Annotated in this window: 4 protein-coding genes and 1 pseudogene; 2 read left to right on the top strand and 3 right to left on the bottom strand. The window is 66.1% G+C overall.

Going from position 1 to position 2,878, the window contains the following annotated elements:
- Positions 1–459: NYN domain-containing protein (locus tag JNN06_RS02230; protein WP_291237969.1), on the bottom strand; the 459-nt coding region annotated here is incomplete at its 3' end.
- 141 nt (positions 460–600) lie between these two features.
- On the opposite strand from JNN06_RS02230, the gene JNN06_RS02225 reads away from it, so the two are divergent.
- Both JNN06_RS02225 and JNN06_RS02220 read left to right on the top strand, forming a co-directional pair.
- Positions 601–1,473, top strand: coding sequence for a DMT family transporter (locus JNN06_RS02225; RefSeq protein WP_291237968.1), 873 nt, complete (start codon positions 601–603; stop codon positions 1,471–1,473).
- Between the two features lie 104 nt (positions 1,474–1,577).
- On the top strand, positions 1,578–2,024 hold the full coding sequence (locus JNN06_RS02220; protein ID WP_291237967.1) for a PACE efflux transporter: 447 nt from the start codon (positions 1,578–1,580) through the stop codon (positions 2,022–2,024).
- Here JNN06_RS02220 and JNN06_RS02215 read toward each other — a convergent pair.
- Together JNN06_RS02215 and JNN06_RS02210 are read right to left on the bottom strand one after the other, a co-directional pair.
- A complete protein-coding gene (locus JNN06_RS02215) occupies positions 2,000–2,470 on the bottom strand; it encodes a YbaK/EbsC family protein (protein WP_291237966.1) in 471 nt (156 codons plus the stop codon). The genes JNN06_RS02220 and JNN06_RS02215 overlap by 25 nt on opposite strands.
- Before the next feature lie 208 nt (positions 2,471–2,678).
- Positions 2,679–2,878: pseudogene (locus JNN06_RS02210) on the bottom strand (S-(hydroxymethyl)glutathione dehydrogenase); the annotation flags it as partial.

The raw sequence follows: 2,878 nt of genomic DNA, 5'->3' as shown, positions 1-2,878 counted from the left end.
CAGGTCTTCGCCCTCATCCGCCCCCAGATTTTCCACATAGATGAAGCGCTTGCAGGCCTGCCGGAACGCCTCGGGGGTTTTCTTCTCGCCGATGCCGTAAACATCCAGACCCTGCTCGCGGATGCGCGCGGCCAGCCGGGTGAAATCGCTGTCGGAACTGACCAGCACAAAGCCGTCAAACAGCCCCGAATGCAGGAAATCCATCGCCGAGATCACAAGGCCGATATCCGAGGCATTCTTGCCCTTGGTATTGGAAAACTGCTGATCCGCCACCAGACCGAGGCTCGCCACCTTCTTGGCCCAGCCGCCCAAGCGCTGCGCCGACCAGTCGCCATAGATGCGGCGCACCGAGGCCTCGCCCAGGCTGGCGATTTCCTCGAAAATCGCGACGGCATAGCCCGAGGGCACATTGTCGGCGTCGATCAACACACAAAGTCTGGGGGCGCGGGCTTCGGGCATGGCATCCTCTTGTTGTTCTTGGCGGCCATTGTCACAGGTCGGGCGGCGCTTTGCAAAGCCGTTTTGCCGCGCTTGCGTCGCGAACAGGCGGGCAGTCGCCGGCGCAGGGCGCCACAAAGGCGCAGGCAACAGGGAAATGCGATGCAAAGCGGACGCGGCAGCCTTCTGGGCGTGGGGCTGATGATCGGGGCGATGGCAGTGCTGCCGTTTCTGGATGTGGTGGCCAAGACGCTGGGCGAGATGGGCGTGCCGGTCTTGCAGATCGTCTGGGCGCGCATGGCCTTTGGCGCGGTGCTGACCGCGCCTCTCGCGCTGCGGGCGGCCGGGCCGCGCGGCCTGTGGCCCGAGCGGGCGGGCATCCACTCGCTGCGGGCAGTGCTGCTGATCCTCGCCACCTTCCTGTTCTTTGCGGCGCTGAAATTTCTGCCGATCGCCGATGCCCTGGCGGTGTTCTTCGTGCAACCCCTTGTGGTGACAGCGCTTTCGCCGCTGATCCTGCGCGAGCATGTGGGGCCGCGCCGCTGGGCTGCCGTGGCCGTGGGGTTCATCGGCACGCTCATCATCATCCGCCCCGGCTTGCAGGCCTTCAACCCCGGCACGGCGCTGGCCTTTGGCGCGGGCTGTGCGCTGGCGCTGTATTTCCTGCTGACGCGGCGGATTGCCGGGCGCGATGCGGCGATGGTCACCACCTTCCGCACCTCGCTTCTGGGCACGCTGATCGTCTCGGCGCTGGTCTGGCTGGTGTGGCAGCCCCCCACGCCCGAGCAATGGGCGCTGTTCGGCGCACTTGGGCTGATCTCCACGCTGGGCCACGGGCTGATCGTCATGGCCTATGATCATGCCGAAGCCAGCCTGCTGGCCCCGCTGGCCTATACCGAGATGATCATGGCGGTGGCCGTGGGCTGGTGGTTCTTTGGCGATTTCCCCGATCTCTGGACCTTTGCAGGCGTCGCCGTGCTGATCGCCTGCGCGCTCTATATCTCGGCGCGGGAACGGGCGCGCAGCGCAGGCTGAGCCCTTGGCAAGCCGCGCCGCGCCGCCTATATCTGCACCACCGAAGACGACTTCGGGGATTTCAGACCACGCGGGACGGCCCGCCCCCTGACAGGACGCGTCAGATGCGGAGCTTCGCCGACCGTGTGCGCCATGCGCTGTGCTTTGAAATTCTGGGGGTGCTGCTGATCACCCCGCTGGCAGCCTTGGTGCTGCATCACCCTCTGGATCAGATCGGCATGGTGGCGGCGGGCAGTGCGCTGATCGCGATGCTGTGGACCGGCGTTTACAACTGGCTGTTCGATCTGGCCCTGCACCGGCTGCGCGGCAGCACGCAAAAGGGCTGGGGCGCGCGGGTGCTGCATGCGGTGCTGTTCGAGGCGGGGCTGCTGATCGTGCTGGCCCCCTTCATCGCCTGGGTGCTGGGCGTCAGCCTGTGGCAGGCCGTGCTGCTCGATATCGGCTTTGCGCTGTTCTATATGGTCTATGCCTTCGCCTTCAACTGGGCTTGGGACCGGCTGTTCCCGCTGCCGGAATGGGCCGAGGATCAGGCGATCAAGGGCAAGGCCTGAGCCGTCAGCACCGCCAGCGCCGCACCGGGCGCGATGCCCAGCAACAGCCCGCGCTGGCCCGCATTGATCCAGACCTTCGGCGCGGCGCAGGCCGCAGCCTCCAGCGCCGTGGGCACGGCCCGCTTTTGCCCGAAGGGAGAAATGCCGCCCACACGATAGCCTGTCAGCTTTTCGGCCTTGGCGGGCGGCATCATCGCCGCCGCCTTGCCGCCAAAGCCCGCCGCGACCCGCTTCATCGACAGCTGCCGGTCGGCGGGGATGACGCAGCAGGCGGGCTTGCCATCGACCTCGACCATCAGGGTCTTGAGCATCAGCGCCGGATCAATCCCAAGTGCCATCGCCGCCTGCATCCCCACCGCCTCGGCGCCGGGATCATAGTCATAGGGATGCAGCGTCACCGCCACACCCTGAGCCGCCAGAAATCTCAAGGCTTGGGTTGATGCCATGGCTCACCGCCTCCGTCAAAGAATAGGGGGCGCTCGCGCCCCCTCTGGGCCTTTGGCCCATTCACCTCAAGGGGGGGCGGACCGCGCCCGCCCGGCCATGAGGATATTTGCACCAAGGTGAAAGCGGCCCTTTCAGAGTAAGCCTTCCCCTTCAACCTGATCCAAATATCCCGGGGGGTGCGGGGGGCTGGCCCCCCGCTGCTGTGGGTCAATACACCACCACGGCGCGGATGCTTTCGCCCTTGTGCATCAACTCGAACCCTTCATTGATGCGCTCCAGCGGCAGGGTGTGGGTGATCATGCTGTCGATCTCCACCTTGCCATCCATATACCAGTCCACGATTTTCGGCACATCCGTGCGCCCGCGCGCGCCGCCGAAGGCGGTGCCTTTCCACACCCGGCCCGTCA

The organism is Gemmobacter sp. (assembly GCF_016792925.1).
Lineage (GTDB): Bacteria > Pseudomonadota > Alphaproteobacteria > Rhodobacterales > Rhodobacteraceae > Gemmobacter.
Note: the sequence above shows the minus strand (reverse complement) of the source record. Positions and strands in the feature narration are given on the sequence as shown.

Bases quoted from the DNA above. Each gene is read 5' to 3' on its own strand.
- JNN06_RS02225 (WP_291237968.1), top strand. From the start codon at position 601: ATGCAAAGCGGACGCGGCAGCCTTCTGGGCGTGGGGCTGATGATCGGG.
- JNN06_RS02220 (WP_291237967.1), top strand. From the start codon at position 1,578: ATGCGGAGCTTCGCCGACCGTGTGCGCCATGCGCTGTGCTTTGAAATT.
- JNN06_RS02215 (WP_291237966.1), bottom strand. From the start codon at position 2,470: ATGGCATCAACCCAAGCCTTGAGATTTCTGGCGGCTCAGGGTGTGGCG.